Raw genomic sequence first — 26,905 nt, 5'->3', positions numbered from 1 at the left:
GAGCCCCCGATGTTTACTCCGCTTATCACTCATGATTCTGACGGCACTGCATTGGCGGCACCCGTTGATGCCGCACGTCGCAACGGTGCCACGTACAAGACGCGCACGATCGACGATCTGCGCATTAAGGACGATCGCCTGCGCGCCGCCATCGAGGGCACGGGGCACTTGCTGTTCGACGGCGGTATGGGCACCATGTTGCAGGCCGCTGGTATGAAGGCGGGCGCCCTGCCCGAGCTGCTCAACTTTGAGGAACCCCAGGTTATCACTGATATCCAACGTCAATATGTCGAGGCCGGCTGCGACGTGATTACCGCCAACACCTTTGGCGCCAACGCCCACAAGCTCGACGGTGCCGCCACCGTGGCAGACGTCTTTGCCGCGGCCGTCGCCTGTGCCCGCGAGGCCGGCGCCCGCTACGTCGCCGGCGATATCGGCCCCATCGGCGCGCTGCTTCGCCCCCTGGGTACTCTGAGCTTCGACGAGGCCTACGACCTCTTTGCCGAGGAAGTGCGCGCCGGCGTCGCCGCGGGTGTGGACCTCTTTATTATCGAGACCATGACCGACCTTGCCGAGATCAAGGCGGCCGTCCTCGCCTGCCGCGAGAACTCCGACCTGCCCGTCTTTGCCACCATGACCTTTGAGGAAGACGGCCGCACGTTTCTGGGCACGAGTCCCGAGGTGGCCGCCATCACGCTCGACGCCATCGGCGCCGACGTTTTAGGCATCAACTGCAGCCAGGGACCGGCCGAGCTCCGCGGTCTTGCCGCACGCATGCTCACCGTCACCGACAAACCCATCATGGTGCAGGCCAACGCAGGACTCCCCCATGTGGACGACGACGGCAACACCGTCTTTGATATCCAGGCCCCCGAATACGCCGAGGCCGTCGCCGGCATGATCGCCGACGGCGTGAGCGTCGTGGGCGGCTGCTGCGGCACCACGCCGGCGCACATGGCAGCGCTACGCACGCTTATCGATAACCACACGCCCAGCCCACGCCGCCGCAAGCCCAGCATGTCGGTCACGAGCGCCCAAACGGTCGTGGACCTTCCCTGCGACGGCCACAAGATCGCCGTCATCGGCGAGCGCATCAACCCCACCGGCAAAAAGCGCCTGCAGCAGGCCCTGCGCGACGGCGACCTGGACTACGTCGTGAGCCAGGGTATCAGCCAGCAGGAACAGGGCGCCGACATCCTGGACGTTAACGTGGGCCTGCCCGAGATCGACGAGGTCAAGATCATCCAACAGGCCACCGAGCAGCTCCAGGGCTCCACGCTGCTGCCGCTGCAGATCGACTCCACCGACCCCGCAGCCGTCGAGGCCGCCGTGCGCCGCTACGCCGGCAAGCCCATCATCAACTCGGTCAATGGCAAGCAGCAGATCATGGATGAGATCTTTCCGCTGGTCGCCCACTACGGCACCAACGTTGTCGGACTTACGCTCGACGAAGGCGGCATCCCCGATACCGCCGAGGCCCGCTTCGCCATCGCCGAACGCATCGTGGCCGAGGCTGCCCGCTACGGCATCGGACCGGACCGCATCCTCATCGACTGTCTGGTCATGACCGCCTCGACCAATCAACGCCAGGCCGAGCAGATCCTGCGCGCCATGTCCCTGTGCAAGGAGCGTCTGGGCGTCAAATGCGCGCTCGGCGTGTCGAACATCAGCTTTGGCCTGCCTGCCCGCCCGCTGCTGGGCTCGGTCTTTTTGGCCGCCGCTTTTGGCGCAGGTCTTGATGCCCCCATCATGAACCCGGGCTCCAAGCGCTTTATGGATACCGTCTACAGCTATCGCGTCCTGAGCGTTGAGGACGAGGGCTCGACCGGATACATCGAGCGCTACGGCGGCTGGACCGATCCGTATAAGATCGCCGCCAACCCGGCAGCTGCTCAGGCAGTATCGACCGACGCTGTGCCCGCTGCTGGCACCGCCGGCACCGACGGCAACGACGACCCGATTCGTCGCATGGTCGTCTCGGGCCGCAAAGGCGAGATCGCTGCCGAGACCGAGCGTCTGCTGGCAGATCACGACGCCATGGACCTCATCAACAATCACTTTATCCCCGCCCTCGATGAGGTTGGCGTCCTCTTTGACCAGGGCAAGTTCTTCTTGCCGCAGCTTATGGCCTCGGCCGAGGCAGCACGTGTTGGTTTTGACACCATCAAGCGCCTGATGCCCGCCGGCGAGATTGCCGACAAGGGCAAGATCTGCGTGGCCACCGTCAAGGGCGACATCCACGATATTGGCAAGAACATCGTCAAAATGCTGCTCGACAACTACGGCTACACCGTCTTTGACCTGGGCCGCGACGTCGATCCGCAGGAGGTACTCAAGACCGTCAAGGAGCGCGATATCAAACTCGTCGGCCTCTCGGCGCTTATGACTACCACGGTCGTCGCCATGGAGGAGACCATCAAGCTGCTTCATTCCGAGGTGCCGGGCGTCAAGATCATCGTGGGCGGCGCCGTACTCACCCCCGAATACGCCAAGCAGATCGGCGCGGACTACTACGCCAAGGACGCCGCCGAGAGCGCGCGCATCGCCGAAGAGGTCTTTGGGCAGTAACACAACGGAAACAACCGAGCACCAAAACGTGCCGCATGCGCCACTTGGCACGTGCGGCACGTTAGAATAGATAAGATTATGCTCGTTTTGGCAGATAGGAGCGCAAGGATGGCGATCACGCCCGCAGAAATCGCGGAAACCCGCGGCATGGTTGAGGAACAGAACCTCGACATCAGGACCATCACCATGGGTGTTTCGCTCATGGGTTGCGGTGACGAGAACCTCGACCGCATGTGCACGAAGATCTACGACCACGTGACGCACACGGCTGAGCATCTGGTCGAGACCGCCGAGAACCTCGAGCGCGAGTACGGTATCCCCATCGTCAACAAGCGCGTTTCCGTCACCCCGGTGGCGCAGATCGCCGCATGCTGCAAGGATGAGGACCTCACCCCCATCGCGCATGCCCTCGACCGCGCGGCCGAGACGCTCGGCATCGACTACCTGGGCGGCTTCTCCGCACTCGTCCAGAAGGGCATCGGCGACGCCGACCGCCGCGTCATCCAGTCCATCCCCCAGGCGCTCGCCACCACGAGCCGCGTCTGCTCCAGCGTCAACGTCGCCAGCCTGCGCGCCGGCATCAACATGGACGCTGTGCTCATGGCCGCCCAGACCATCATCGACGCCGCCAAGCTCACGGCCGACCAGGATTCCGTTGGCGCCTCCAAGTTTGTCTGCTTTGCCAACATGGTCGAGGACTCCCCGTTTATGGCGGGCGCCGTCCACGGCGGTGGCGAGGCCGACGCCGTCATCAACGTAGGCGTCTCGGGCCCCGGCGTTATGGCCGCAGCCCTGGAGACGCTGCCCGATTCCGCATCGATGATGGAAGTCGCCGAAAAGATTAAGCAGACCGCCTTTAAGATCACCCGCGCCGGCGAGCTCATGAGCCGCGAGGCCGCCCATCGTCTGGGTGTCGAGAAGGGCATTGTCGACCTGTCGCTGGCTCCCACGCCTGCCATCGGCGACTCCGTTGCCCGTATCCTCGAGATCATCGGCGTGGGCACCTGCGGTGGCCCGGGCACGACCTGTGCGCTCGCCATGCTCAACGATGCCGTCAAGAAGGGCGGCGTCATGGCCAGCTCCAGCGTGGGCGGTCTCTCCGGCGCCTTTATCCCCGTGTCCGAGGACGCCGGCATGATCGCCGCCGTCGAAGCCGGCGCGCTTTCGCTCGAGAAGCTCGAGGCCATGACCTGTGTGTGCTCCGTTGGCCTGGACATGATCGCCATCCCCGGCGACACCCCGGTCGAGACCATCGCCGGCATCATCGCCGACGAGATGGCCATCGGCGTCATCAACAACAAGACCACGGCCGTGCGCGTGATTCCCGCCATCGGCAAGGGCGTGGGCGACTGCGTCGAGTACGGCGGCCTGTTTGGCCGTGCGCCCATCATGCCGGTAAACCCCAACGCCGGCACCGTGCTTGCCCACCGCGGTGGACGCTTCCCGGCTCCGCTGAACTCGCTCAAGAACTAGCTGAGGGGGACTGGCGAGGAGCCCCGGGGAGGGCAAATATATAAGGTCGCCTGCTCGGACAGTCCTGACTCGCACGGAGAGCACATTAAGTGCTCTCCGGCTCGTGCGGAACTCGCGATCGACCTTATATATTTGCCCTCCCCGGGGCTCCCGCACAACGGGACCTCAGTTGGGGTCTATCCCGGTTGCAGTTGCTTCGCTCCTGCACCACTTGGCTGGTGCGGCGGTTTGGCATTGGAACGGTTCTTTTCTGGTATATGCTGGTTGCGGCTCTTCTTTTGGGGGGAGTCGCTTTTTTGTTGCTAGGAGGTTGGCCCGTGGTTGATGGGGATACTCGTTCTGAGCTGCTTTCTGCGGATTGGAATGGCGAATGGATGCGCCTGCAAGCTGGTCGGCGACGGGCTGATGATTCTTTTGAATGGGATAAGCGGGCTCGGCATTTTCGGCCGTTGGAGACTGCCCCTTATGCTCGGGATTTTATAAAGCTGTTGGCGCTTGAGCCTGGTGAGTCGGTGCTTGATATGGGGTGTGGGGCTGGGTCGATTGCTATTCCGCTTGCTCAGGCTGGGCATTCCGTGATTGCTGCCGACTTCTCTCCTGCCATGTTGGGCACGCTTGATGCCGGAATTGAGTATTACGGGCTCGAAGATCTTATTACGCCGCTTGAGCTTGCTTGGGATGATGATTGGGATTTGGTTGGACCGGTCGCGAAAGCGGTGGATGTTGCCTTTGCCAGTCGCTCTGTCACCACGACCAACCTAAAAGGCGCGCTTGCCAAGCTCGACCGCACGGCTCGCCGGCGTTGTGCTGTCACGATGGTCGCCAACTCCAGCCCGCGCTACGACCTGCACGTGATGAACGCCATCGGCGCCTCGGTTACCTGCAGTAATGGCTTTGTGTACGCCTTCAACATCCTCATTCAAATGGGCGCCCTGCCGCAGGTTACGTACTTTGAATCGCCTCGTCGCGATACCTTCGATAGCCTTGAGGCAGGTGTGGCAGACTTCTCCCGCATGCTTGAGCATGGCAACGAGGATAAGGTCGACCGTCTGCGCGACTACATCGCCCAGCACATGATCGAGAATCCCCATGCCGGTGAGCCGGGCTCCAAGGGCGTGCCGCAGGGGCGCTATATGCTCGATCATGTCCGCAAGGTTCGTTGGGCGTTTATTGCATGGGAGCCGGTCTCTGCGCCCAGCTCATAGCCTGTTCGCAGCCCGCACCGCCCACTCACTCGGCATCCGCATTCTTTTTGAACTGGGCAAACGCGCTCCACACCACGCCGTTCCTGCGCTATCGTGGGACAGCTCACGTAGATTAAGGCCCCGTCGCGGGGCGCCCCATACATAGAAAGCGAGAACCCATGGCACTGACAGGAGCACAGGTCAAGCAGCTTCGCAGCATGGCCCATCACCTCAACCCCGCCATCATCATCGGCAAGTCCGACGTCAACGAGGGCACCGTCGAGCAGACGGTCGCCTACCTAGAGAAGCACGAGCTCGTTAAGTGCTCCGTGCTCGATGGCTCCAGCCTTTCCGCCCGCGAGGCCGCCGAGGAGCTCGCCGAGCGTTGCCACGCCGATGTCGTCCAGGTTATCGGCCGCAAGTTCTCGCTGTATCGCGAGTCCTCGCGCAAGGACATCGAGAAGATCAAGCTCGTCTAAGAGCCAGTGATCGGCGAGCCAACACATAGCAAGCTTACGGGTGCCCAAGTACTTCGGGCGCCCGTTTTTTATCGCTCGACCAGCACGCGATTGAGCCGCCCCTCCACCAAGCGCTCGTATAGACGCCGCGTCTCGGGCTCGGGCACGCCATTGACCTGCTCCCTCAGATGGTGCATATGCCCGCTGTACAGCTCGACGATATCGCGCCGTCGCCCCGCCGCACTGTAGACGCGCATGGCGCAGCGCACCATATCCTCACGCGCCGTTTCCTGCCGAAGCCCCGACTCCGCCAGCCAAATCGCCGACTGCAGATCGTTTTCTTCTAGAGCGGCATTTGCTCCCTTAATCATGCAATCGATGTACTTTGACTGCATAATGCGCCGCATGCGCAAAAAGTAGGTGGGATTACAGCCATTGGGAACATACAACGGTCCGGCATAAAGCTGCTCAATCTTAAGGCACAACTCGACCAGATGGGGCCCGCGCGCACCCGTGCGATTTCCCAAAACCTCGCGGCTTATCTGGTCAAACAGCCGTACATCGGTCTTGACGTAGTCGCCGTTGAGCCCAATGCATTCATTTTGGATGAGCACGCATGACTTGCCATCCGGCGTCGGCCCCAAAGCCGACCGCAAGCGCGATATCGTCGAGTACAGGTTGTTGCGGGCGCTATTGAACTCGGCATGGGGCCACAGCTCCATGGCCAGCGTCTCACGATCGACGAGCGCATCCATGCCCAGCGCAAGCCGCTCGGCAAGCGTCGCCGCCTTCTTGCGGCGCCACATTTTGTCCGTGATGGGAAACCCGTCGCGCTCGGCGCGAAACGCACCAAACATGCGAATCTCGATATGGTCGATGGTATCAACGGCTTCAACCTCGCCGGCCTGGAATAGGCGCTCGCCCTCCCCTTCCAAATCGTCGCGCAGCGAGTACCGCGACAGCTCGCGCACGGGAAGCTTCTTGCGTATCCTGGCCGCCGGCTCGCCCAGACAATGCATGGCAAGGCGCGCAAAGAGCCGATACGATGGCTCTAGAATCCCCGTACGATTCATGGACATCCAGGCCGCAAGGTCGCTGTCTCGGCCCGCACAGGCCAAATGCAGCGCCACCGTCCAGGCTTCTGCGCCACCAACCTGCGTCTGGCTTATATCGAGTAGCTCCGCTTCCTCGCGCACCGAAACCATCGAAGTGTTACGCAGATATGCCACGCGCTCCAGCAGCAATGCGTTATCGCGCATGTACGCAATCGACTCCTCGGCAAGTTTGAGCACTTGGACCGCACGGAACTTTGCATTAACCGGCCGTCCCTCTGCCAGCGACTGCCAACCTTCTAGCAACAGGCCAAACAGCTGAATCTGGTTGTCGCGCATGCGCACGGCAAAACGATCGAGCTCGTTGAACGCCGCGTCGTCGGCTACCGGCAAGCCGGAAAGAAGCCGGCGTGCCGCCAACACCATGCGCACCCAGATAGCCATCGCCTTAAGCCCACGTACGTCGAGCGCCTCCCGCACCACCGTCATCTCGTCGTCGCGCTCGTCGGTTCCCGCAAACGACCCGTCAAAGAGCTCCACCAGCATGCTATCGGCCCGTATAACAATCCCCGCGATGTCGAGCTCGCAATCGTAGGCCTTGCTCGTTTTGAGCTGCTGTAGAACGCCGCCGTCATCTCCCCGTTCGGTCAGGCATCGCTTGACCTCGATATGCGCAGACAACATATCGAGTGCGGTATGGGATGTCTCGATTTCTGGCACGGCCAGGTTCGTAGGGAGCCCAAGCCCGTTGTCCCCATAGCAGACAGCCGTCAGTGTCTGGGCCACTCTCCATGAAACAGGGTCTATTTCGCAGGCCGCCCGTTCGCCCCCGCGCTCGATGACCGATGCCATATAGCGAGCGAGCTTTGTATTGGACACGCTGACCGCTGCCAGATATACGCCAAGCGCCTCGGCAGGCGTTGGCTCTGGAGCCGGATCGTCGGCATCGATCGTGCCCAGCGCTGCTCGGCAGATATCGGCCCCGTGGCCCGTCAGAGCAAGATCGACCCCATACTGCCCAGCAAGTTCAAGGACCGCCTCACGGTCCAAAAAGGCGTCCGCCAGGCCCATCGCCGCATCGCATCGGCCCGCCTTAAGCAAAATCCGGGCCGCCCTCGGAACAAGTTCGGGGCGAACCTCGGCCACCAACTTACGCAAGCGCAAGCGTCCGTTATCCTCCGTGCCCAGACACGTAAAACTCCGCTCGGCGGGATCCAAGCCAAAGATCGGGTAGTCGCGTACAAAGTAGGACTGGTCGACCATCGACAGCCTCACCCCGCAGGCCTCGAGTTCTGAGATATTGCCCTCGCCCATCAAAACCATGAGACATGCCACGCAAAACAGCGCATTATTGTCGAGCGAAGCCAGATCGACAAGTGCCGCGCCATATACGTTGACAATCTCGTTTTCGAGCAGGCCGGCTACGTCGCCTTGGCCATACAGACCTGTCTGCAATGCCGAAACGAGCTCGGGCACGCCCTGCGTGAGCTGATAAAAGTCGAGCGATGTGCTGATCGAAAACGCCGATGCCCACGCCGAATACTCATAGGCATGCACCTTGAGCATCTGCGCATTGATCTTAACCGAATCGCCCAGCCCATGAATCAGCTGACGATTTGAAGGACGGCAGGAGATAAAGACCCCTACCCCCATAGCGCGCAGACCGCGAATCCTGTCGATGAGGTCTTCGGTATCGTGCTGATCGAGGTTTGGCACATTATCAATCGCGATAAGGGAGTGCGGTTTGTCTTTTAGTTCTTCGGTAACCACCTCGAGCTGCATAAACACCTCGCGCCCAATGGCACGATCGGCCTCGATAATCCGCACGGGGCCTCGCGTCGGGTCGCATTTAACCTCATGGGTGTACTGCAGCAGCACCGAGGTCTTCCCAAACCCGTCGGGCGCATAAAGAACCACGATGCCGGCCTTTCGGCCCTTGGCGATAAGCTCATTCATCAAGCGTTCGCGTCGCACCATATAGCCTCCGCCCAACGGCATCAGCTCGAGCTCGTCTATACCGCTCAAATCGTTTACCATGCCCGCTCCTCCACTCGACCGTATGGACACTGTAGCCGCAAGACCATACAAGCCGCGCTATGAATAGAGCGCCCTTGTGTTTTAGGTTGTCTTTTGGTACGCAAGCGGCAAGTTTTTGTACAGCGAGGGCCGATTGTTATTAATCCCCCGACTAATCGGTCTTTAAGCAGGTAAATGAGCTTGTCAGCTTGTCCCATCTAAGCGGCAGTGTAACGCAGATGAACAAGGTTCAGCCATGTCATTCAACTCGCCTAGCACCCGCTACCGTCTACGACCTTCTAGTGGCATTTTTGCATAGAATCTGGTATAGAATGAATCAAGCTGTTGGACATCCGGCATTCGTCAAGCTTGCGGCAAGATTTTGGTCAAGTGGGCAAAAAGGGATAGCAAAAAGGCCCCCGCAAAGCGGAGGCCTTAGGCAAGGCTATGTCGAGCTGCAGGATTCGCGCTACTCGCAGAGCGAAAGGGCGGCCTCGTCGGCAACGACAACGCAGTTGGTGTGCAGTTGCAGGATCGAAGCCGGGCACTCGGGCGTAACCGGACCATAGCACATGTCATGCACGGCCTGAGCCTTGGCCTCGCCGTTGGCGACGACCAGGATCATGCGGGCATACATGATGGTCTGGGTACCCATGGTGTAGGCCTGACGGGGAACATCGTCGATGCTGTCGAACAGGCGGCTGTTGGCCTGAATGGTGCTCTCGGTGAGGTCGACGCAGTGCGTACCCTTGGAGAAGTGGTCATCGGGCTCGTTGAAGCCGATGTGGCCGTTGTTGCCAATGCCGAGCAGCTGCAGATCCGGGTAACCGGCCTCGGCGACGATCTTGTCGTACTCAGAGCAGGCAGCGGCGGCGTCGGGGTTGGAGCCATCGGGCACATGCGTGTTGTTAAGGTCGATGTTGATGTGATCGAAGAAGTTCTCACGCATGAAGTAGTGATAGCTCTGGGGATCGTCGTGCGAAAGGCCGCGATACTCGTCCAGGTTGTAGGTGCTGACCTCGGCAAAGTCGACGTCGCCCTTCTTGTACCAAGCAGCGAGCTGCTTGTAGGCACCGATCGGGGTGGAGCCGGTGGCAAGGCCCAGCACACAGTCGGGCTTGAGGATAACCTGGGCCGAGATGATATTAGCGGCCTTGCGGCTCATATCCTCGTAGTCTTTAGCTTTAATGATCTTCATTACGCGTCCTTTCTCGTACAAGAGAGGCAAGGCTCCCTTACAAGCACTTGCCCGCGGCCCGCGTCGGCCGCAACCAACGTGTGCGGCCACCAGGGCGAGGTCGCGTAATGTATGTGTCTCGTGTCTAGCCGCGTCGAGGCCCCTGCCCGTCCACGGTGACCCGAAGCTGTTTGGCTTCGGACAAATCCCATCTTGCCACGGAGGGCGTCCTCTTTCAAGGGCGCCCTCCGTAAACGTGTTTGAATTGTAGGCTAATGGCCACGTGCACTTGCTAGCGCTCGCGAGCAACGATGAGCTGGTCCATCTCTTCGACATGCACACCAACGGAGCCCTTGATACTCGAGAACTCAACGGAGTTGCATACCAAGATGGGAACCGTCACATCGTAGCCCTCGGCAGCAATTGCCTCGCGATCGAACTCAATGAGTACATCGCCCTTATGGACGATGTCACCCACTTGCGCATGTACGGTAAAGTGCTTGCCCTCGAGCTGAACAGTGTCCAAACCAACGTGGATGAGCACGTCCAAGCCATCGACCGTGTTAAGCGCAACGGCGTGTCCCGTGGGAAAAATAGCCTCGACCTTGGCATCAGCCGGCGCGATCACGCGCGTACCCGTAGGCTGAATGGCAACGCCCTGGCCCAAAAGGCCGGTGGCAAACGTCTGATCGTTTACCTCGGAAAGCGGAATGACATCGCCCGAGATGGGAGCATCCAGCGTAAGGACTCGACCACGCATACCAAAAGACCTTAGGACTTTAGTGAACATGCTCCCCCTCGGACATACCAATCAATCAAAATAACCTTAACAGTTTACCACTTGGCAACGGTTTTTGACCATTAGGGAAGTTCGCGCTTGACAACCTCGACGATGTCGTCGACAACGCGCTGGGTCAGCTCGTGCGTCTCGGCCTCGGCCATCACGCGGACCAGCGGCTCGGTGCCGCTCGGGCGCACCAGAATGCGGCCGCGGCCGTCAAGCTCCTTCTCGGCAGCAGCAACGGCATCCCAGATGGGCTGGCAATCGTCCAGACCAGCCTTGTTGTCGGAATGCACGTTGACGAGTACCTGCGGGTACTTCTTCATGATGCCGGCAAGATCGGTGAGGGTACGACCGGTGCGCTTGAGCACGGCCAGCAGCTGCAGAGCCGTCACCAAGCCGTCACCGGTGGTGTTGTGCTCCAGGAAGATGATGTGGCCGGACTGTTCGCCGCCGATGACGGCGCCGTCCGCGAGCATGCGCTCCAAAACGTAGCGGTCGCCCACGGCGGTCTGAACCATCTCGAAGCCCTGCTCCTTCATAGCGATGGAGAAGCCCAGGTTGCACATGACGGTCGAGACGATCTCGGAGTTGGCGAGCTTGCCGCGAGCGGCGAGGTCAGAACCGCAGATAGCCAGGATGTAGTCACCGTCGATCTCATTGCCCTCGCTGTCCACGAACAGCACGCGGTCGGCGTCGCCGTCGTGGGCCAGACCGATGTCAGCATGGGTGCGCAGCACGAGCTCGCGCAGGGGCTCGAGGTGCGTAGAGCCGCACTCAACGTTAATGTCGGTGCCGCAGTAATCGGTGTTGATGGCATGGACCGTGGCACCCAGGCGCTGCAGCGCGGCGGGCGTAGTCTGGCAGGAAGCACCGTGACCGCAGTCGACGGCAACGACTAGGCCGTCGAGCCTCAGGCCATCGAGCGTATCGATGGCGTGGTCGACGTATGCCTTGCGAGCGTCCTTCATCTTGATGATGTGGCCCACACCGGCGCCGGTCGGCAGCGTGTCGGCAGCCATGGCTTCCTCGGACATGACCCAGGCGCTGATCTCTTCCTCGACAGCATCGGGAAGCTTCATACCCTTGCGGCTAAAGAACTTGATGCCGTTGAACTCCGGCGGATTGTGCGAAGCGGAGATGACAATGCCGCCATCGAGCTCGTTTTGAACAGTGAGCAGCGCCACGGCGGGCGTGGGGATAACGCCGCAGCAATGAGGACGGCCGCCCTCGGCCATAATGCCGGCGGTCAGAGCGCTCTCGAGCATGGTGCCCGAAAGGCGCGTGTCGCGGCCGATGCAGATATCCGGACCAAGAAACTTGGTCGCCGCACGGCCCAAGCGAAACGCGAGGTCGCACGAGAGGTCGGCATTGGCGACGCCACGGACGCCATCGGTACCGAAGATGTTCTGGGGCATAGGATCGCTCCTTCCCTAGCAGGCGATATGCAACCGCCCACCCTAGTCGAAAAAGAAAAGCGGGACCCGCCGAGGAATCGGCAGGCCCCGCTTGTACATTGTATCTCGAAAGGAGATAAAACCTTAGCGCTTGGAGAACTGGGGAGCGCGGCGGGCCTTCTTGAGGCCGTACTTCTTGCGCTCGACCACGCGAGCATCGCGCGTAAGGAAACCGGCCTTCTTGAGGTCAGCACGGTAGTCGCCAGCGTTCAGAAGAGCGCGAGCGATGCCCAGGCGCAGAGCGCCGGACTGACCGGAGATGCCGCCGCCATCGCACAGAGCGATAACGTCGAACTGACCGGCGGTGTCGGTCACCTTGAAGGGAGCAAGGGCGTTCTCAACGAGCTGATGACGGCCGAAATACTGCTCGGCGTCACGCTTGTTGATGGTCACCTTGCCGGTGCCGGGGACGAGACGGACGCGGGCGACGGCGTTCTTACGACGGCCGGTACCCTGGTAGACAACGGTGTTCTCAGCCATCTTTAAGCCTCCAGCTCAATCTTCGTGGGGTTCTGGGCAGCATGCGGATGCTCGGCACCAGCGTAGACCTTAAGCTTGGTCATCTGGGCACGGCCGAGGGTGGTCTTGGGCAGCATGCCGCGAACGGCGCGCTCGATGACCTTCTCCGGGTGCTTCTCCATAGCCTGGCGGAAGCTCTCAGCCTTGAGGCCGCCGTTGTAGCCGCTGTGGCGATAATAGGTCTTCGTGTCGGCCTTGTTACCGGTAAGCTGGACCTTATCGGCGTTGATGACGACAACGAAGTCGCCGCAGTCGCTGTTGGGCGTGAACTGGGGCTTGTTCTTACCGCGCAGGATCATTGCGATCTGGGTGGCAAGACGGCCCAGGACAGCACCATCGGCGTCGACGAGAACCCAGTTGCGCTGGACCTCGCCCTGCTTGGCGTAGTGAGTCGATTTCGAAATCACTTAGACTCCTCCATGTACAGTACGTGTTGTTACAGAGATTCACGGGGCTCTGCAAGTAACCCGTCCATATTACCCCGCTCGTCGCCCGAGTCAACAGGTATTTTGGATCTGACCAGACTTTCTGCACATGTCGTCCATGGGTCATGACGTCGCGACGCTAACGCTCGACAAACGCCTCGATATCTCCCAGCAAGCGCTTTGCCTCCTGGCGGCCCTGAATATACAAGTCTAGGAGCTTTGCCGGATCGTGCTCAACGTGGCCGACCTCGACCGGCTTTTGCGGAGCAACGACCAGCGCGCGTCCCTCGCGCTCATACTTCCACAGATGCATGCGCTGGATGTTATAGCGGTCGTGGCGCGTCTCGATAGCCTCGAGCAGGTAGGGGTAGTCGGCATAGCGGGCGCGCGCGGCGGGCATAAACTCGTAGGGCTTTTTCTCGTACGAGCGGTCCTGCGTGACAATGACGACCGCGCGATCGAAGCCCGCCTCCTCCAGCACGTGCTCGATAGGGACCGAATCGGCTACGCCGCCATCGACGTATTTATGCCCGTCAATCTCGACCGGCGGCGTCACCAGCGGTAGCGACGTCGAGGCGCGCACGGCATCGAGGTCGAGCACGGCGCTTTTGACCGGCAGGTACGTGGCGGTTCCAAAGAGCATGTCCGTCGCGACGGCATACATCTCGATGGGGCTCGCGTCGAACGTCTCGTTGTCAAAGGGATCCAGGCGGTCCTGGACATCGTTGAAGATAAAGTCGTAACCCACGATGGAGCCCGTGGACGCAAACGATGCGGCGCCCATGAAGCGATTGTCGTTGCAGAAAGCCAGGTTGATGCGGTTGGCACGGCCGATCTGGTGCGACTTGTAGTTCACGCCGTTGAGGGCACCTGCCGATACGCCATATACCGCCGGGATCTCGACGCCGGCCTCCATGAGAACGTCGAGCACGCCTGCGGTAAATTGCCCGCGGAAGCTGCCGCCCTCCAAAACGAGCGCGACTTTGCCGGCGTTCTTTGCCTTATCTTCTGCAGTCATGTTGACCTCCTGCTGTTTCGTTTTGGCCTTCTTCTACCCAGTTTTACGGAGGAGAGCGCACAGGTTTTGGAGTTGAGGGGGCGGGGCGGTCAAGCCAACCCCAGAGTATGAGTTGCCGCCGGGAAAGTGCATCCCGGTCTGCGTTGATGCGGCGCATGGCAGGCCGAGATTCGATAACATCGCATCTATATAGGGTTGAGGCTTTGCGCGGAGAATCCGCGTATTTGCTTCGCAAATACGCACCGGCTTCGGCCGCCTGCCGGCGTCCTCGCCCGCTCGCTACAAACGCTTCGCGTTTGCTTAACGCTCGCGCCCTGCATAGAGTTCGATTCTCCGCGGTATCTATAAATAATAAAAAAGCAGGTAGGTGCGTTTACCTACCTGCTTGTAACTATTGGTGGAGGCGCGGAGAATCGAACTCCGGTCCACGAAAGCTCCCTGATTGGCATCTCCAAGCTCAGTCGCTGGTTTAGTCTCGGACGCTTTGCGCGCAGCGACACGCTCGCGGCGTCCTAACCGGTTCGGTCTTAGCCTGCACCATACCGATTACGTGCGCAGGAGCATTCCCCTAAAATGACGTCGCGCCGGTGTCGGGGAAATCACCGGGTTGACGCGCCGCTATAAACTAAGCAGCGAGAGCCATAGGCTCAAAAGAAGAGTTGTTGTCAATTCAATTTGACGGTACCCCTGTTTAACGAGGCGAGGAGACCTCGGCTTGCTTCCTCTCTCAGAGCTATCGTGTCGAAACCAGTCGCCCCCGAATGTCGGGAAAGTCTGGATGGCATTGGGCACGAGCACCCAACACCCGTCGACTTTTCAAGGAACATGCGGGGCAAGCCCCGCTTGCGAAGTGTTATCTTACCACGTTCTGAAAGCGGACAGCTGTTCTATGCACGAGCTGTGAAGACCCCAATGTGCGCCGTACTTCGCACTTTTGCTACCGATCTCGTCACGTATATTTTCGCCAAGCAAAATTGACCCGTCGAAAGGACCGTTATGGATACCAAGCAGCAACTCGTCAATGCCCTCGCAGGCCTGGGCTCAACCATTACCGAAGCTATGGATGTCATCGAGGGCTTTGTTCCCTGCGGACATCCCGCCCTCACGGTATCGAACGCCCTTGTTGCGCTGGACGCCGACGATAATGTAGCTCTCGCCCAGCAGCTTGAGACCGTCGAGGGCTTTATCGACCACGTGAGCGAGAACCGCGGCGTGGCCGCCTACCACGGCATCGAGGTCGAGCTCGCGGGTCCCAAAGCCGATCTGTTCGCAGTAATCCGCGAGGTAGGCGCCCTTATGCAGACCGCAGGCGTCAAAAACACCCAGGTCAACGAGTGGGTCTACCGCAGCCTGGCAGCGCTAAACGATTCCGACGAAAAGGCAGCCGAGCAGCTCGCAGAAAGTCCCACCATTAAGGCCGAGCTTTTGTAAATAGCAGACGCGGGTCCCTTGGCGCATCGTCGTCCAAGAGGCCCGCAAACAGTTCGCGTCAACCGATAGCCGCGCCGCCGCGTTCGGCCAAAGCAAGAATCGGCATCAGTTGGCGCGGGGTCTTCGCTGCAAGATCGGCATGTTCGAGCAGCTTGAGATCGTTAGTCACCAAGTAATCGACCTGTGCGCGCTTGCACGCGGCGAGCACCAAGTTGTCCTCGTAATCGCGATGGAGCGCTAAGTATTTGTCGGCCAGCCAAAGGTCCGACGCATCTGCACCCACGGCCGTAGCGTTTTCGGTCATATTCCGAACAAACGCCAGCGCCGCATCGCCAATCGCGCGGGCAGACGCCTCGTCGAGCGCTCCCCCGCTGGCAAGAACGCTACGCTTCAGCTCGTGTTGGACAACGTACAGCACGTCCTTGGCGATATGAACCGGAAAGAACAGCAACGCCCCCGTCTCCGTCGCCTGCCCAATAAACGCACGCGCGGCAAGCGACTCGGCATGGTCAACGCAAAACGAATCGACCCATACGTTGGCGTCCACCATGATCTTGAGAGGCGCCCCACTCACTGGATCATCCCCTTTTGGCGATAATGCTCATCCATGGCTTCGGAATAGATTGTGTCCCAATCGCGATCGTCGGACACGGACGACGTAGCGATGCCCAGGTCCGCGTAAAGCTGATCCGCCGCCGCCCATGATGCGGCGAACGGAGTATCGTGCGCGACGGTCCGTTGCCGGCCATCAACGGCAGACAGCACTTCTTCACACCGCCCGCCACCCTGTGCGACTTTGGCCACGACCTTTTTGATGAGCTCGGGCAGCGAGGCGCCCGAAAGCCGCAGTGCCTCCTCGGCACGGTTCTTGACCTGGCGATCCACGCGAACGTTCACCTGCGCCATGCTACTAACAGCACCCACGCCGAACCCCTCTCTTCAATTGCTAGCCTTGCTAGCAACAATATATAAAGAAGCTAGCAAATGGTCAAATGCAAAAGGCCTGCGCCCGGACGACACCGATGCCGTCTGGGCGCAGGCCAGATAACGTGCGCGAACACGTCTGCTAGCGCAGGTAAGCCTTCGCGTTGCCCAGGCTGTAGGCGATCGTCGAGCCGTTGTGCAGCAGTGACGACGTCTGCGGAGTGATCATGCCGGTAATGCCCAATGCCAACAGCGCCGAGTTGGTGAGCATCACCTTGGAATACGAACTCGTCAGACGGTCGATAAGCCCCTGACTCATGCGGCGCAGGCGCACGATCGCGGCCAGATCCGTATCGGTCAGGATGATATCGGCGACCTCCTTGGCGATGTCGCTTCCGCCGCCCATGGCCAGCCCCACGTCGGCCAAACCGAGCGCCGGCGAATCGTTGACGCCGTCGCCCACCATGGCAACGTGGCGCCCCTCGCCCTTAATGCGCTCCACATACGCGTACTTGTCCTCGGGCAGCAGCTCGGCCTTAAACTCGTCGACACCTGCCTCGCGAGCAATGCGCTCGGCTGTGCGCTCCGAGTCGCCCGTGAGCATGACCACGTGCTTAACGCCCAACGCGTGCAAGTCGGCGATGGCCTCGCGGACCCCGGCCTTGAGCGGGTCCTCGATACCGAGCACGCCCACAACGGTGCCATCGACCGCCAAATACAGCGGCGACAGGCCCTGCATCTGGGACTCGATTTGCTCCTTAATGTCGGACTCGAGCTGCGCGCCCTCATCCTCAAACACAAAGTGTGCCGAGCCGATAATCGCGCGACGCCCTTCGATGGACGAAGCGATACCATGCGCCACAATATACTCGACCGCAGCGTGACGCTCGCGGTGCTCGAGCCCGCGCTCGCGGGCGGCGTTGACCACGGCACGCGCCACCGGATGCGGGAAATGCTCCTCCAAGCAAGCGGAAAGGCGCAGGATCTCGTCCTCACTCCAGCCATCGGTGGTGAGTACGCAGGCAAGACGCGGCTGCGCCTCGGTGAGCGTGCCGGTCTTATCAAACACAATGGTGTCGGCCTTGGCAAACGACTCAAAGTACTTCGCGCCCTTGACCATCACGCCCATCTTGGCGGCGTCGCTCATGGCAGTCATGACGGCAACGGAACCCGTGAGCTTGAGCGCACACGAATAGTCGACCATCAGCGCCGCCGAGGTCTTGATGAGGCTACGTGTGGTGAGCGCGACAAGGCCCGCAAGCAGGAAGTTCCACGGGACGATCTTGTTGGCAAGGTCCTCCATATGCGACTGGCCCTCGGACTTGAGCGAGTCAGCCGTCTGCACGAGCGAGACGATTGAGCGCAGTTTGGTTTGCGCCGTATTGGCGCGCACGCGCACCAAGATGCTGCCGTCTTCCACGACAGTTCCGGCGAACACGTCGTCGCCTGCGCTGCGCTCGACGGCAAGCGGCTCGCCGGTCAGGGTCGCCTGGTTGACCATAGCGCTCCCCTGCTCGACAACACCGTCGATGCAAATGGACATGCCAGTGCGCACGGCGACCAGATCGCCGGGCTCAAGCTCGGTCGCGGCAACGCTTACCTCGGTGTCGCCAACGACCTTTTGCGCCTTGTCGGGCACATCGAGCAGCGAGTTGATGAGCTCGTTTTCGCTCATGGCGCGGGTGTAGTCCTCGAGCAGCTCGCCCACGTTGAGCAGAAACATTGTCTGGCCCGCGGTGTCGACATCACGTTTGACGAACGAAATGCCGATGGCCGAAGCGTCGAGCACAGGAACGGTCAGGCGTGGCTGCGCCAGCTCATGAAGAGCAGCGCGCAAAAATGCCATGTAACCGGCCACGACAAACACCGCACGCAGAGGCGTCGGCAAGAACCAACGGCGCGCGTAGTGGGCGCCGATAAGTGTGGCAAGATCCATGACGAGCTTGTGCTTGCGTGGCTCAAGCTGCATCACGTAACCCGTCTTTGCGTCGGCAATGGCCTGGGCATCGAGTGCGCCCAAGGCGTCGAGCACGCTCGCACGACACTGCTCGTCATATTCGAGCGCCATCTGGCCAATACGGCCATATACGCGCACTTTGCGCACGCCGTCGATTTCGCCGCCAAGCTTAAGAAGTGCATCGAGATCGCTCTCTGGCACAGGACCCGCCAATTGAAGACGGGTCCTGCCGGGGATCTCGCTAATAATCGAGAATCTCATAGTTTGTGCCTGGGAGCGTCACTCGACTGCCTCGTCAGCAGCGGCCTCGCTCTGGGTGATGTAGGCAGCCTCGGCAACCATGTCATCGACATTGGCCTTGGCCTGCTCGACCATGTCCTGGTAGCAGTTCTTGACGCGCATGCCGCACGCGATGCCCTGCACACAGGCGTTCTTTACCGGAGCGCTGGTGAGCAGCTTGATGCCGGCCGTACCAAGCAGAAAACCGCCACCAACAAGCAGGGTGTTAAACGTGGACTTCTTCATGATGTCTCTCCCTTTTCCGCAACAACTGCGGCACGGTGCCTTAGCACCCGAGTAAACAAGTTTGCTCGAGCACACTTTTGGAAAATAGTTTAGTTTATCTAACTATTAAGTTCAACAAAGGTTAACTTTTTGGAAATCTTGAGGCGCGGAACAGCCGACTTCTGGCGATCCGCCTGCCGCAACGTACATCTCCGGCATCCAAGAAAGGCTCTCCCCCGACCCAACAAATCGAGGTCTAATTCTTTTCCGCGAAGTGAACGAGTGAAATCGGACCCCCGAAACATCTGCATTTTTCACCAGCAAAACCGTAGGAAAAACTCGACAAAACCGCAGGAAACAGAGCCAGAAAAGTGTTGATGTTTCAGGGGCCCAAAATAGGTCGTTCACTTCGCGGAAAAGTATTCACCTTCGTTTTCAACATCCATAAAGAATGAGGGCGCCAACGGCGCCCTCATTCACTCTATTCCATTCAGCCCACCTGACCCGAACGGCCGAGTCGTCTGGCCGGGGAAGCCCCGAGTCGCCGGGGTGTTTGCTCCAAATGAGTTCCGCATGCAAAGAAGGCCACTAAATGTGGCCTTCGTCTTGCATAGGACTGTTTGAAATTTGGAGGAAATACCCCGGCGACTCGGGGCTTCCCCGGCCTCGCAGCTACGAGAGCGACGTTCTCAGCAACTCGTTGAAGAGCTTCGGATTGCCCTTGCCGCGGCTCGCCTTCATGCACTGGCCCACCAAAAAGCCGATGACCTTCTGGTTGCCGTCACGATACTGCTGCGCCTGCTCGGCACAGTTTGCCAGCACCTCGTCCACGATCGGCTGCAGCGCGCCGGCATCGCTCACCTGACGCATACCGCGCTCGTCGACGATCTTGTTGGGATCGTCACCGGTCTGGGCCATGGCCTCAAAGACCTCGTGCGCCTGATTGGAGCTGATGGCATCGGTCGCCAGCAGCTTAGCCAGCGCTGCCACCTGAGCCGGCGCGATGCCGGACTCGGTGAGCGACACGCCTGCGCCCTTAAGGTAAGCGATCATCTCGTTCACCAGCAAGTTTGCGACCGTCTGGGCCTCCTTGCCGGCCATACCGGCAGCGGCGGCCTCAAAGAAGTCGGCAAACTCCGGGTCGCCGGCAATCTGCTCGGCATCGGCCGCCTTAATGCCAAAGTCTGCCTCAAAACGGGCGCGCTTGGCATCGGGCAGCTCGGGGATCTCGCCACGGCAACGGTCGATGAACTCGTCGTCCAGATCGAAGGGCGCCAGGTCGGGATCGGGGAACAGGCGATAGTCGTCGGCCGTCTCCTTCACACGCATGACCACGGTGCGCTTGCGGCTGGGCTCCCAGTGACGGGTCTCCTGATAGATGATGCCGCCCTCCTCGAGCACCTCGGCCTGGCGGCAGATCTCGTAGGCAAGGCCGTCGTGCAGGCTCTTAAACGAGTTGAGGTTCTTGAGCTCGGTCTTGGTGCCCAGCTTGGTCTCGCCGCGGCGGCGCAGCGACACGTTGCCGTCGCAGCGCATGGAACCCTTCTCCATGGAGCAGTCCGAAATGCCCAGCGTCACAAAGATGCGACGGAGCTTCTCCATAAACAGGCGAGCCTCCTCGGGCGTACGCAGGTCGGGCTCGGTGACGAGCTCAATTAGCGGCGTACCGCAGCGGTTGTAGTCGACGAGCGACTCGGCCGCGGCGGTAATGCGGCCCTCGGCGCCGCCCACGTGAACCATCTTGGCGGCATCCTCCTCCATATGGATACGCAAGATGCGGATAGGCACCGTGTAGGAACCGTCCTCGCGACGCTCGGGCATCTGCAGGTTGGACGCGTCATAGCTGGCCAGGTGGCCGGCGCGTTGGTTGCCCTCGCGCATGGTCGACGTCATGGACGTAGACAGGCCCTCGGCGTTGGCCGAAGCGCTCGCCAGGCTCTGAGCCTCGGCCTCGCCAAACGCGCAATCGGGGCGCTCGGCGGCACCGCGACCGGTCACGTCCAGATCAAGGTGACCGTACATGGCAAAGGCGACCGGACCCTGCGTGGTCTGGAAGTTCTTGGCCATATCGGGATAGAAGTAGTGCTTGCGGTAGAACATCGAGTGGCGCTGAATCTCGCAATTGGTGGCGAGACCTGCCTTGACGATGCTCTCGATGGCGCGCTTGTTGGGCACCGGCAGGGCGCCGGGCAGGCCCAGGCACACCGGGCACACGTTGGCGTTGGGCTCGTCATCGTGGCTGAGCTTGCAGTTGCAGAACATCTTGGTATCGAGTGCGGTGAGCTCGGTATGGATCTCCAGGCCAATCACGGCCTCCCAATCCTGCAGGACCTCGGAAAGCTCCTTCATTACAGCTCGCCTCCCTTCCCGGCAAAATCGGGCGCGACGGAAAGCGCGGGCGCACCCGTGGCGGCATCGGCAAAGCCGCGCTCCAGGGCGCGGGCAAACGTGAGCAGCTGACGGTCCTTAAAGGCCGGACCAACCAGCTGGGCAGAAACGGGCAGCTTGGTGTCCTCGCCCAGGCCCAGCGGCACCGAGATACCGCCGTTGCCGCAAATGTTGAGCGAGATAGTGTACAGATCGGAGAGGTACATCTGCGTGGGGTCGCTGATCTCGCCAAACTTAAAGGCCGTACGCGGCGAGGCGGGCATAAGGATGGTGTCCACCTTGGCATACGCGGCGTCGTAGTCCTGCGTGATGAGCGTGCGGGCCTTTTGCGCAGCGTAGTAGTACTTGTCGTACACGCCCGAGCTCAGCAGGTAGGCGCCGAGCATCTGGCGGCGCTTGGCCTCGGCACCAAAGCCGTGGGCGCGCGAAAGCGAGCTCTGGTCGGACAGGTTAGTGCAGCCCTCCTCCTGATAGCCGTAGCGAATGCCGTCGAAACGTGCCAGGTTGGAGAACGCCTCGGCCGGGCCGATGACGTAGTAGGCGGCGATGGCGGCGTCCAGGTGCGGCAGGTCGACCTCGACCAGCTCGGCGCCCTGGTTCTGCAGCTCCTGGGCGGCGCGCTGAACAGCGGCCTTGACCTCGGGCGTCAGGCCCTCGGCCTCCATAAACGCAGGGATGATGCCCACGTGCTTGCCCTCGATGCTGTCGTTGAGATGCTCGGTAAAGTCGACGGCGCAATCCCGGCTGGTGCAGTCGTACGGATCGTGGCCCGCACCGGTAAGCGCGTTCATGGCCAGCGCGACATCCTCGACCGTGCGGCCAAAGGGGCCCACCTGGTCGAGCGACGAGCCAAAGGCAACCACGCCGTAACGGCTCACGGCGCCATACGTGGGCTTAAAGCCCACCACGCCGCACAGCGACGCCGGCTGGCGAATGGAGCCGCCGGTGTCCGAGCCCAACGAAAGCGCGACTTCGCCCGCGGCGACGGCGGCAGCGGAGCCGCCCGAGGAGCCGCCGGGCACGCGCTCGGTATCCCAGGGGTTGTTGGTACGGTGGAACGCCGAGCTCTCGGTGGAGCTGCCAAAGGCAAACTCGTCCATGTTGGCCTTGCCCATGGGCAGGCAGCCGGCATCGAGCATGCGCTGGACGCAGGTAGCGGTGTAGATGCTCTGGTAATCCTCGAGCATGCGAGAAGCGCAGGTAGTGCGCGTGCCCACGAGGTTCATGTTGTCCTTAATGGCCAGCGGCACGCCCGCGAGCGGGGGCAATGTCTTGCCTGCGGCATGGTCGGCATCCACGCGCGCAGCGGCCTCGAGCGCGAGCTCGGGCGCCACCTGCAGGAATGCCTGGACCCCACCCTCGCGCGCCTCGATGGCGGCAAGGGAGGCCTGGGCCACCTCGGTAGCGGTAAAGTCGCCGGCGGCAACGCCCGCGGCAATCTGGGCGGCGGTAAGGGAATCGAAGCTTAGCGCCATTACTCGCTCTCCCCCTCTCCCAAAATGGACGGCACGCGGAAGTAGCGGTCGCGCGCGCTGCCGGCGTTTTCGAGCGCAACGTCGAGCGGCAGGTCGCGCTCGGGCTCGCGCAGGTCGTCGCCCATCACGTTGGACAGGCTTCCGATGGGATGGAACGTGGGCTCCACGTCGGGCAAGTCATATTGCAAGACGGGCTCGAGCATCTGGACGGCGTCGTTCATGTAGGACGTCATCTGGGTGAGCTCGTCATCGGTCAGTGCGATCTTTGCGTACTTGGCGATGCCGCGCACGTCTTTCTCGCTGAGTGCCATAGGCGCTCCCTTCCGCATAACAGATAAACCGCTCTAGTATACAAGGCAACGCCGGCTTGGAGCAGGCGCTTTACCCAAATGCAGCGAAAACGTAACGAGGGCGGTGGGCTGGCAGGCGGCGGGCTGGCGGTTCTGCAGCGAAATCGCACCGTCCATAGCGAAAACCGTCTCGCCCACAACGAAAACCATCACAACATTCGACGTTTTTCGCCAAAATCGAGATTTTCATCGAGTGTTGTGATGGTTTGGAAGCCCCAACCACCACAAAGGTGCCTGTCCCCATTGTGGTGGTTCCGAACGATGTCTTATGCCGAGGCCTTGGCCTTGCGGCGCTTGCGGACCGCGTGGATCACGATGTCCAGAAGCAACAGCACAATGGCCACGACCACAATGAGCACGGCAAACTCGCGCTTGCCCCAGTGGCGACCGGCCAGCGACTTTTGCTTGTCGACGTCCTTCTTGTTGTACTTGGTGCGCACGCAATGCACCAGCAGGCGATGGTCGTTCACGCCATAGGGCGTGCAGGTGACGAGCGTCACCTTGTCGGCGCCGGGCTCGATGGTCAGCGACTCCATCTCCTCGGGCAGCACCACCTCGGAGTCCACCATCTTGTAGGCGAGCGTCTTGTTCATGGTGTGCAGTAGCACCAGGTCGCCGGGCTCCAGCGAGTGTATGTCGTCGAACATACTCAGGTTGCGCATGCCCGAGTGCGCGGTGAGCACGCAATGCGTCGAGGTGCCGCCCACCGGCAGGCTCGTGCCCTCCAGGTGGCCGACGCCCGCCATAAGGACTTCCTCGCTCGTGCCGTGGTAGATGGGCATGCTCACGTCGATGGAGGGGATCTCGACCCAACTCATCATGGGGTCACGGTCAAAGATGAGCTGCTGAGCGTAGGGCTCAATCTGGTCGGCGGGGAGCTCGGTGGCCTCGCCCGCCAGCTGCTCATTAAAGGAGCGCGCCTGGAGCAGGATGCGCTCGCGCTCCTCGGCAGACAGCGCGTCCACGGTGCTGGACACCGTGCTGATCTGGTTGAACACGCCCGAGGCCTCGAGCCGGTCCAAAATCCACGGCCAGGTCATAAGGCCCACGCCAATAAGGATGATGACGATGGTGATGAGCCGGTCGGCCCAGCGCGGCAGCCGCTTGCGACGGCGCTTGGGCTTTGGTTGAGGTTTGGGCTGAGGGCTTGAGCCACCGTTGTCCGCGGCGTTATTGCTCTTCATATGTTTGGCGCCCTGCACCATCGACGGTCACTCCTCTACAGCTCAGGTTGTCTAAACAAATAATAGCCGATTAGCGAGCTTCCGCGCCAGACAACGCAGCTAGACTGCACCGTCCAGTCGAGGATAAGCCAGCATTTGAGTTTTCAAAATGTCCCGAATCGGCTGGGCGATTCGGGATACAATGTCAATAGAAAACGACGCACCCCGCGTAAGTGTACGAGAGCGCGGGCGGCCTAGTTTTCAGCTTTTGTTAAATGCCCGGGCTCCGAACCCCGGGCATTCTTATTTGCGCTTGTTGCGGCGCAAATGCCTTCTACCGTCCGCACCGCGCGTGCGCCTACGGACCTTAAACCGAACCTCATACGAGTCAAGAAACGCGATGACGAACGAGCCTACCGCCGCGAGGGCGGCGAGCGCGTTAAGGAATTTCAGCATTTGGGGACCTCCGATCGAGTCGTCGGCCGCCCGCGCACGGAATGCGTCGCAAGGGTATTTTACTGCGAGCACTCGCACTTACAGCTGGTAAACGCAATATTAGCAAACATCTGTTCGCTAACCATACGCCCGATCCTACGCGCAACGGCACTCCGGCTGCTATGTCCAAAAAGAACGGGGCAGACTCCAGTGCGGAGTCTGCCCCGAAAAGAGAATGGCAAAGCAAGAACGTGGATGGACGAGAAGAGTGTCCGCAAGTCTCATGGCCATCACATCCCACCTGCCAAAGGGATGGGTGAGCGAGCGTTACTCCTGCTCGGACTCCTCAGCCTGCTTACGGCTGCGGATGAGGTGCGCCACGCCGATGCACAGCACCGCGCCACCAGCGATCCAGGTGAAGGTCACGCCGTTGAGACCGGTCAGCGGGAGGTTGGAGCCCTTCTTATCGGTAACGGTGAGGTGCACCATGCCGTCAGTGGAGTTTTCGACTTTGACGAGCGTCTGATTGTCTCCATCAGTTACCATAGCCGTAGGGGTAACCACGGTGGTGTCGTTCTCGGAAAGCTTACCGCTTGTAATGGTGAACGTGATGCCTTTGTCGCCGTGAGAGTTATCGTAGCCAGGTGCGGGCGTGACCTCTGTGAGGACATAAGTGCCCTCATCGAGACCGACAACGTTAATCTTGCCGCTGGAATCCGTGGTAAGCTTGGCTTTCTCGGCGTTCGTCTGTTTTACACCGGTGCAATCGATGAACTTATTCTCGAGTTCGCCCTCGTCGTTCTTCTCCTGCAGCTTGAACACAACACCGGAGAGCTTCTTAGGGGTTTCCTCATTACCAACCTTGGTGACGTCAATGCCGTAGGTGTAGTCGTAGGCGGGATGCACGACTGTTGTACCTGTTTCGTTAGAGTGGGGGTTATTGGAATAGGTCAGAGTAACGGTATTCTTCTGGCCTTTACCGAGTATATCGGCGTTAACCTTAGTAGGGTTGAGCTTTGCCTTATAGTTCACATAGATTTTGGAGCTACCACTAACGGTAATATCCTTATCCTTGTCAGATTTAATTTCTCCCTTAAGGTTGTCAAAAGAAACAACAAGCTCGTTCTTTCCTTGATCAGTGACGTAGTTCGCAGTGTAGTAGCCTTCCTTGACCTTAGCATTGTCAATCTTGACCTCAACAACAGGTTTACCGTCGGAGAGGTTGGGAACCATCGTAGAAGGCAGATCATCAGTAAAGGTATAGCTGTACTTTTCGTAAGTATTGATATTGCTGGCCACGGTACCTGCAAGCTGGTACTCAATCAGCTGGTCGGATGCAGAGTCCGCAACCCTATTGGGCGCCTCGAAAACGTCCTTGTTCCCATCTGTCACAAAACTACCGTTGTTATCGTCCTTGACTGCCTTGGTAACGCTGGGGACATCCTTCTTGGGCTCCACCTTTACATCTTCGCCACCGACGACAGCGAAGATCGGTGAGGTGTAAGCGTCTTTATTGCGATCTGCTCCAGTAGTTGCACCGACCGACTTCGTTTCAAAGAGCCAGTAGCCGGCATCGATGCCCTCAAATGTTCCCGGGGTACCACTCTTCGCATCTGTCCACGTCTGGCCTTCAAGCGACTTAGCAATCATGTCGAGCACACTTCCGGCATTGACGTTATTGCCCACAACTTCAGAACTGTGGTTATTGATGAAGTTGACCCATGCCTGAGCGGAATTATCGTTAGGCAAATCACTAGGTTTAGAGCCATTATCAACATTATCAAACGCCGTAGTCACTGCAGCCTTCACGGAATTATTTGCCCAATCAATATCGGAAAGGGTCTTATCGCCAGTGGAATCCCAGACTCCCTCGCTCTTCTGGTCCTGCGTAACCTTAGCCTTGAAAATCTGGATACCCTTAAAGGTCGTATCCTTGTAGGTCTCCTCATTAATCGTCACGTTGCCACTCGTCGTAGCCACCGGCGTACCCTCAGCAAACGCCATCGTGACCGGGGCCATCACACCACCAAAGCTCAGCGCTGCTGTGAGGCCGGCGGTTACTGCCAGGCGTGCGATGTTCTTGCTCATGCTCATCTTCTTTTCCTCTGCTTTCTGCTCGAATTCCATTTGATCTAAATCTGTCTGTCTGT

The 26,905-nt window shown here is 60.2% G+C and carries 21 protein-coding genes and 1 other RNA gene; 5 read left to right on the top strand and 17 right to left on the bottom strand.

Going from position 1 to position 26,905, the window contains the following annotated elements; all coding sequences use genetic code 11:
- Window positions 1–9 precede the first annotated feature (9 nt).
- The 4 genes from I2G40_RS01005 (at window position 10) to I2G40_RS00990 (ending at window position 5,704) form a co-directional block, all read left to right on the top strand.
- Complete coding sequence (locus I2G40_RS01005) at window positions 10–2,568, top strand: homocysteine S-methyltransferase family protein (protein ID WP_195543886.1); 2,559 nt, start codon at window positions 10–12, stop codon at window positions 2,566–2,568.
- Window positions 2,569–2,676: 108 nt separating this feature from the next.
- Window positions 2,677–4,041: a PFL family protein gene (locus I2G40_RS01000; RefSeq protein WP_035136908.1), complete on the top strand. Its 1,365-nt coding sequence runs from the start codon at window positions 2,677–2,679 to the stop codon at window positions 4,039–4,041.
- Window positions 4,042–4,298: 257 nt separating this feature from the next.
- A complete protein-coding gene (locus I2G40_RS00995) occupies window positions 4,299–5,246 on the top strand; it encodes a methyltransferase domain-containing protein (protein WP_195543904.1) in 948 nt (315 codons plus the stop codon).
- A gap of 158 nt (window positions 5,247–5,404) precedes the next feature.
- Window positions 5,405–5,704: a YhbY family RNA-binding protein gene (locus I2G40_RS00990; protein ID WP_117839974.1), complete on the top strand. Its 300-nt coding sequence runs from the start codon at window positions 5,405–5,407 to the stop codon at window positions 5,702–5,704.
- Window positions 5,705–5,772: 68 nt separating this feature from the next.
- Here the strand turns inward: I2G40_RS00990 and I2G40_RS00985 are convergent, their stop codons facing one another.
- From I2G40_RS00985 to ssrA, 8 genes are all read right to left on the bottom strand, one after another.
- Window positions 5,773–8,772 (bottom strand): AfsR/SARP family transcriptional regulator, encoded by a 3,000-nt coding sequence (locus I2G40_RS00985; RefSeq protein WP_195543885.1) that lies wholly within the window; start codon window positions 8,770–8,772, stop codon window positions 5,773–5,775.
- A gap of 448 nt (window positions 8,773–9,220) precedes the next feature.
- Window positions 9,221–9,949 (bottom strand): glucosamine-6-phosphate deaminase, encoded by a 729-nt coding sequence (nagB, locus tag I2G40_RS00980; RefSeq protein ID WP_152067340.1) that lies wholly within the window; start codon window positions 9,947–9,949, stop codon window positions 9,221–9,223.
- A 271-nt stretch (window positions 9,950–10,220) separates the two neighbouring features.
- Window positions 10,221–10,688, bottom strand: a complete 468-nt coding sequence (locus I2G40_RS00975) for a PTS sugar transporter subunit IIA (RefSeq protein WP_306421699.1) — start codon at window positions 10,686–10,688, stop codon at window positions 10,221–10,223.
- Between the two features lie 101 nt (window positions 10,689–10,789).
- Window positions 10,790–12,127 (bottom strand): phosphoglucosamine mutase, encoded by a 1,338-nt coding sequence (gene glmM, locus I2G40_RS00970; RefSeq protein ID WP_006234694.1) that lies wholly within the window; start codon window positions 12,125–12,127, stop codon window positions 10,790–10,792.
- Window positions 12,128–12,250: 123 nt separating this feature from the next.
- Window positions 12,251–12,646, bottom strand: a complete 396-nt coding sequence (gene rpsI, locus I2G40_RS00965) for a 30S ribosomal protein S9 (protein WP_022094634.1) — start codon at window positions 12,644–12,646, stop codon at window positions 12,251–12,253.
- Window positions 12,647–12,648: 2 nt separating this feature from the next.
- Window positions 12,649–13,092: a 50S ribosomal protein L13 gene (gene rplM, locus I2G40_RS00960; protein ID WP_022094635.1), complete on the bottom strand. Its 444-nt coding sequence runs from the start codon at window positions 13,090–13,092 to the stop codon at window positions 12,649–12,651.
- Window positions 13,093–13,249: 157 nt separating this feature from the next.
- The gene (locus tag I2G40_RS00955; RefSeq protein ID WP_195543884.1) at window positions 13,250–14,128 is read right to left on the bottom strand and encodes a patatin-like phospholipase family protein; all 879 of its coding nucleotides are present in this window, start codon (window positions 14,126–14,128) and stop codon (window positions 13,250–13,252) included.
- Between the two features lie 395 nt (window positions 14,129–14,523).
- Window positions 14,524–14,887: a transfer-messenger RNA gene (gene ssrA / locus I2G40_RS00950) on the bottom strand.
- Between the two features lie 237 nt (window positions 14,888–15,124).
- On the opposite strand from ssrA, the gene I2G40_RS00945 reads away from it, so the two are divergent.
- Entirely contained in the window at window positions 15,125–15,559 is a 435-nt protein-coding gene (locus I2G40_RS00945) for a hypothetical protein (protein WP_195543883.1), read from the top strand.
- Between the two features lie 58 nt (window positions 15,560–15,617).
- Here I2G40_RS00945 and I2G40_RS00940 read toward each other — a convergent pair whose 3' ends face one another.
- From I2G40_RS00940 to I2G40_RS00900, 9 genes are all read right to left on the bottom strand, one after another.
- Window positions 15,618–16,133, bottom strand: coding sequence for a type II toxin-antitoxin system VapC family toxin (locus tag I2G40_RS00940; protein ID WP_195543882.1), 516 nt, complete (start codon window positions 16,131–16,133; stop codon window positions 15,618–15,620).
- Window positions 16,130–16,483 (bottom strand): hypothetical protein, encoded by a 354-nt coding sequence (locus I2G40_RS00935; RefSeq protein WP_195543881.1) that lies wholly within the window; start codon window positions 16,481–16,483, stop codon window positions 16,130–16,132. Before I2G40_RS00935 ends, I2G40_RS00940 begins: the two co-directional genes overlap by 4 nt.
- 142 nt (window positions 16,484–16,625) lie before the next feature.
- Entirely contained in the window at window positions 16,626–18,641 is a 2,016-nt protein-coding gene (locus I2G40_RS00930) for a heavy metal translocating P-type ATPase (RefSeq protein WP_324252546.1), read from the bottom strand.
- Window positions 18,642–18,719: 78 nt separating this feature from the next.
- Entirely contained in the window at window positions 18,720–18,965 is a 246-nt protein-coding gene (locus tag I2G40_RS00925) for a DUF6110 family protein (protein WP_195543879.1), read from the bottom strand.
- Between the two features lie 651 nt (window positions 18,966–19,616).
- Entirely contained in the window at window positions 19,617–21,293 is a 1,677-nt protein-coding gene (gene gatB, locus I2G40_RS00920) for an Asp-tRNA(Asn)/Glu-tRNA(Gln) amidotransferase subunit GatB (RefSeq protein WP_195543878.1), read from the bottom strand.
- On the bottom strand, window positions 21,293–22,807 hold the full coding sequence (gatA, locus tag I2G40_RS00915) for an Asp-tRNA(Asn)/Glu-tRNA(Gln) amidotransferase subunit GatA (RefSeq protein ID WP_195543877.1): 1,515 nt from the start codon (window positions 22,805–22,807) through the stop codon (window positions 21,293–21,295). The genes gatB and gatA overlap by 1 nt, the downstream gene beginning before the upstream one ends.
- Window positions 22,807–23,118, bottom strand: a complete 312-nt coding sequence (gatC, locus tag I2G40_RS00910; RefSeq protein WP_195543876.1) for an Asp-tRNA(Asn)/Glu-tRNA(Gln) amidotransferase subunit GatC — start codon at window positions 23,116–23,118, stop codon at window positions 22,807–22,809. Before gatC ends, gatA begins: the two co-directional genes overlap by 1 nt.
- A gap of 305 nt (window positions 23,119–23,423) precedes the next feature.
- Window positions 23,424–24,341: a class C sortase gene (locus tag I2G40_RS00905; RefSeq protein ID WP_195543875.1), complete on the bottom strand. Its 918-nt coding sequence runs from the start codon at window positions 24,339–24,341 to the stop codon at window positions 23,424–23,426.
- A 741-nt stretch (window positions 24,342–25,082) separates the two neighbouring features.
- Window positions 25,083–26,843, bottom strand: a complete 1,761-nt coding sequence (locus I2G40_RS00900) for a SpaA isopeptide-forming pilin-related protein (protein WP_195543874.1) — start codon at window positions 26,841–26,843, stop codon at window positions 25,083–25,085.
- Window positions 26,844–26,905 lie beyond the last annotated feature (62 nt).

Origin of the sequence: Collinsella aerofaciens, assembly GCF_015558785.1 — a bacterium.
GTDB lineage: Bacteria > Actinomycetota > Coriobacteriia > Coriobacteriales > Coriobacteriaceae > Collinsella > Collinsella aerofaciens_P.
This window is presented reverse-complemented; position numbering and strand designations above follow the sequence as displayed.